The organism is Armatimonadota bacterium, from assembly GCA_020354555.1.
Classification (GTDB): Bacteria; Armatimonadota; Hebobacteria.
This window is the reverse complement of record CP070648.1, coordinates 1,735,867-1,740,118: the sequence shown is the minus strand read 5'-3', so window position 1 is coordinate 1,740,118 and position 4,252 is coordinate 1,735,867. Positions and strand designations below refer to the sequence as shown.

At 67.1% G+C, this 4,252-nt stretch carries 4 protein-coding genes; 1 reads left to right on the top strand and 3 read right to left on the bottom strand.

The window, feature by feature from the left end; genetic code table 11:
* Positions 1 to 613 (top strand): alpha/beta hydrolase fold domain-containing protein (locus tag JSV65_07105; protein ID UCH36117.1); only part of this gene is annotated, 613 nt, incomplete at its 5' end.
* A 44-nt stretch (positions 614 to 657) separates the two neighbouring features.
* Here the strand turns inward: JSV65_07105 and JSV65_07100 are convergent.
* From JSV65_07100 to JSV65_07090, 3 genes are all read right to left on the bottom strand, one after another.
* The gene (locus JSV65_07100; protein UCH36116.1) at positions 658 to 1,548 is read right to left on the bottom strand and encodes an NAD(P)-dependent oxidoreductase; all 891 of its coding nucleotides are present in this window, start codon (positions 1,546 to 1,548) and stop codon (positions 658 to 660) included.
* 43 nt (positions 1,549 to 1,591) lie between these two features.
* The gene (locus JSV65_07095; protein UCH36115.1) at positions 1,592 to 2,368 is read right to left on the bottom strand and encodes a PHP domain-containing protein; all 777 of its coding nucleotides are present in this window, start codon (positions 2,366 to 2,368) and stop codon (positions 1,592 to 1,594) included.
* 155 nt (positions 2,369 to 2,523) lie between these two features.
* On the bottom strand, positions 2,524 to 3,783 hold the full coding sequence (locus tag JSV65_07090) for a DegT/DnrJ/EryC1/StrS family aminotransferase (GenBank protein UCH36114.1): 1,260 nt from the start codon (positions 3,781 to 3,783) through the stop codon (positions 2,524 to 2,526).
* Positions 3,784 to 4,252: the final 469 nt, after the last annotated feature.

Sequence of the window (4,252 nt, the reverse complement as noted above, 5' to 3'; positions counted from 1 at the left end):
GGCCGATGCGGGCTTCGTCACCGTCAGCATCAACTACCGCCTCGCGCCCGAGCACCGCTGGCCGGCCGCGGTGGATGATGTCGCCGCCGCGATCGAGTCGTTCCACGCTAGGTCGCGGGAGCTGTCCTGCGACGGGACGCGCATCTTCCTCGTCGGCGTGTCCGCTGGCGCGCTGTTCGCGGAGATGCACGCCGCCGAGCGGCCCTACACCGTTGACGGCGTCGTCTCCATCGGCGGCCCGCAGGACTTGACTTCGTTACACGGCCGCTGGGTTGACGCGCTGTTGGGTGACGCAGACCGGCGCGCCGCGTCGCCGCTGTACGCCCTGCGCGACGACTTCCCGCCGACGCTCCTCATCCACGGCGAACAGGACACCGTCATCCCGGTGAGCCAAAGCGCCGAAATGCGCGACGCGCTGCGGGCCCGCCGGTGCGACGTCGAACTGGTCCGCATGCCCGGCCTCGATCACTTCCAGCCCAGGGCGCAATCATTCTCCGAGTGCTACCCGCACATCGTCCACTGGCTAACCGGACGCAGCGAGGCGCTGGCGTCGCGCAACCGTCCGTATGACATTGCGTCGTTGTGGATCGGGCCGTCCACCCTCGGCCCGTGACGAACCGGACGCGCGGCCGCCGCGCCGGCTCAGAGCCCCGCGCGCTAGGGCATCGCCGCTAGCCGCTCCACCGCTTTGATCAGCGCCTGGGTGCCGAGTTCGGCCTCACCGCTCGCCTCCAGCGCGCGGAATAGCTGCTGGACGAGCGCGGTTCCGGGCAGCGGCAGGCCGAGTTCCTCCGCCGTGCTCAACACCAGCCGCAGGTCCTTCTGCTGCAACCGAACGAAGAACCCCGGCGCGAAGTCGCGCGCCACCATCTTCGGCCCCTGGATGTTGAGCATCCACGACGACGCCGCGCCCGCGGTGATCGCCTCCAGCAGCCGCTCCGGATCCAGCCCCGCCTTTCGCGCGAGCACGAGCGTTTCGCTCACGCCGAGCAGATTGAGCACGCACGCAACTTGATTGCACAGCTTCGCCATCGAGCCGCTGCCGCTCTCGCCCATGTACACGATCTGCTTGCCCATCGCTTGGAGAACTGGCAGGCAGCGGTCGAAGGCATCCTTCGGCCCGCCGACCATGATGGAGAGCGTCGCCGCCTCGGCGCCTTGCGGGCCGCCGCTCACCGGCGCATCGAGCATCGCCGCACCCTTGTCTGCTAATCGCGCAGCGATATCTCGGCTCGAGCGCGGCAAGATGGTGCTCATATCCACGACCACTTGGTCCGCCTTCGCGCCCTCGATCACCCCGTCGGCGCCCAGCACGACGAGTTCGACGTCAGGCGAATCGGGCAGCATGGTGATGACGATGTCGGACCTCTCCGCGACTTCGCGCGGGGAGAAAGCGGGCTGCGCGCCGTCCTTGGCGACTTCCTCCACCGGCGCGCGGCTGCGGTTGTGCGCTACGACGGGGAAGCCCGCCTGCAGCAGGTTTCGCGCCATGGGCTTGCCCATGTGGCCGAGGCCGATGAATCCGACGGTGGTTTGCTGCTTGGTCATGGTATGCTCCTGGAACGGGTTTGCCCGGTCGGGCTCTGCGACTTCAGCGCCGCGGCCAACCGGCCGGGTCTATCAAGTCACCTTCCTCGACGCCGAGCGCGGCTAGGTCGTCGGGGCCGGCGCCGTGGTACACGCCGTCATCGGCATAGGGGATAACGTCCAGTGAATGCGCGTCACTGCCGAGCGCGAAGCGGACTCCGTGCTCCTTGCACGCCGGGATGAACGTCGCGTAGAACTCCGCGTGCCGATCGACCAGGCGCGGGTTCAGTTCCATAGCGGTGCCGCGCTCGCCGGCCTTGCGCAACACGGGCGCCAGCCGCTCGCGGGTGAGCAGCTTCATGATATCGTCGGGCGTGAACCAGCCCACCTTGGTCAGCACCAGGGGGTGCGCGATGATGTCGGCCATGCCGCTCTCGATCGCGCCTTCGAGCATCGCCAGCCCGTGCTCGGCGATCGCCTCCGCCGATAGCTCGGGCGGCTGCTGGACGATGTCGGTGAGGTGATAGTGGTTCGCCGCGATCATCACGAAGTCCAGGCCCTCGGCCTGCTCGGTGGTGATCGCCGGGCGCTCAGTCGAAAGCATGGTGACTTCCGTGCCCACGAGCACCTTCAGCCGCGGCTGCAAGCGCTCGACGTCGCGCCGGTCCTCGTGCAAGAAGGATATCTCGCGCTCGCTGCCGAGGTTGACGTGGTCGGCGAGCCCGATGACCTCGAGACCGCACTCGATCGCGCGGTCAACGATGTCGGAGATGACCATCTCCGGCTGACCGCACCCCGAGCGGAAGGTGTGGATGTGCATGTTATGGCGCATATGGAGCATTGATCGTTTCCTGACTGCCGAGACCTGTGCCGGACTTGTCTGCTCCCGGCGCACACGGAAAAGCCCACCCTGGCAAGGCGAGCCTCGCGGAGTCAGCCCTAAGCGCAGTTCTAAGGCTCGGAATGACGCCGGCCGTAGCCGGGGGCATCACGCCGCTAGCCCCGCAGCTCGTCGCGGTTGCGATAGATCTTCTCGATTGCCGCGACGATGAGGTCTATATTCTCCGCGTCCATCAGCAGGTCCTTACGGATGGCCACCTGCTCTTCGGCCATCACGCGCTCAGCGACGGGCAGCACGACCTTGGTGTAGTCAACCTTGCCGCCGTGATGCGGGCAGTCCACCGGGCAGCCGGTGCGCCCGAAGCTGTGCTGCTGGAACACGGGGTTCTTGTGGATCGGGATGCCGTAGCCGTCCCCGGCCGGCGTGCCCTCGGCCCGCATGGCCTCCAGAAATCGGTCGCGGGTGACGCCGTTCCAGTGGTCCTTGAGGAAACGGAAGAGATAGAAGTAATACCCCTGCTGTGTGATGCGTTCGTCCGGCTTGAGCGGCGCGACGCCCGGCATATCCGCAAGCGCCGCCGACAGGCGCATGGCGTTGCGGTGGCGCTGCTCGGTCTGCTGCGGCAAGCTCTCGAGCTGGCTGCGCAGCAATGCGCCCTGGAACTCGGTGAGGCGGTAGTTGGGCGCCGCGATGTGATGCTCGTAGAACGGACGCCCGGCGACGCGCCCGATGTGATGGTAGGAAAACGCTTTCCCTGCCAGCTCCTCGCTGTCCGTGATGACGGCGCCCCCCTCGCCGCAGTTGAGCGTCTTACTGGCCTGGAAGCTGAAGGCTCCCGCGTCAACCAGCGCTCCCACCTTGCGCCCACGCCATTCCGTGCCGTGCGCGTGCGCGCAGTCCTCGACGATAAACAGGTGGCGGCGCTTGGCGATCTCGGCGATGGCGTCCATATCGGCCGGGTAGCCGCCGTAGTGCACGACTACCGCCGCCTTCGTCTTGTCCGTAATCGCGGCCTCCATGGCCGCCGGGTTGATCTGATACGTCTCCGGATCAATGTCCACGAATACGGGTACCGCCTCCGCGAGGATGATCCCGATCGCGGAGGCGATAAAGGTGACGGCGGGCACAAGCACCTCGTCGCCGGCTTCGATGCCCCCGGCCTTGAGGGCGACCTCGATCGCCGCCGTGCCGTTGGCGACCGCGACGCAGTGCTTCGCGTCGTGCAGCCGCGCGAACTCGACCTCGAACTGCGCCACCTCCGAATCCTTGGGGTCCGCCCAGTTCAGGCGGCACCAATTGCCGGAATCAAGCGCGCGCAGGAGCGCCTGGCGGTCGCGATCATCGAAGATGGGCCAAGTTGCGCGCAGGCCGCGCGGCGCAATCGGTTCGCCGCCGTTTACTGCAAGCTGGGACATGAGGAATCCTCCGTGAGAATCGCGCAGGTTGAAACCCACACATAACTATACTTCGCCTGGGGGATGCATATTCCTTGGACGAGACCACGGGACCAAGTCCGCGGCGGGTCTGCCGGGAATACGGGTCGACCGGGCCGCTGAAAGACACGGCGCGTCGCCGCACAATTTCCCGATCAGACCATGCCGGCCTCGCGCTTGACACGTCACAGGGCGGCGGCTATACTACCCGCGGCTTGAAGCGGCGCTGGCCGTGTTGACGTCATGGGGTCCTTGTACTGACGCAGGGCTGCAGGCGAGACAGATCGCGCTCAAGGGCCCCATTGTGGAGGAGTCTCGATGGCGCGGCTCCACGGTTGGGCTCGGGGTTGGCCTGAGCCGGTCGAAGGGGCGTACAGCGCCGTGTGGTGCGGCTCCGTCGCACTCCGGAACGGCGCACAGCGCCGTGTGGTGCGGCTCCGCCGCACTCCGG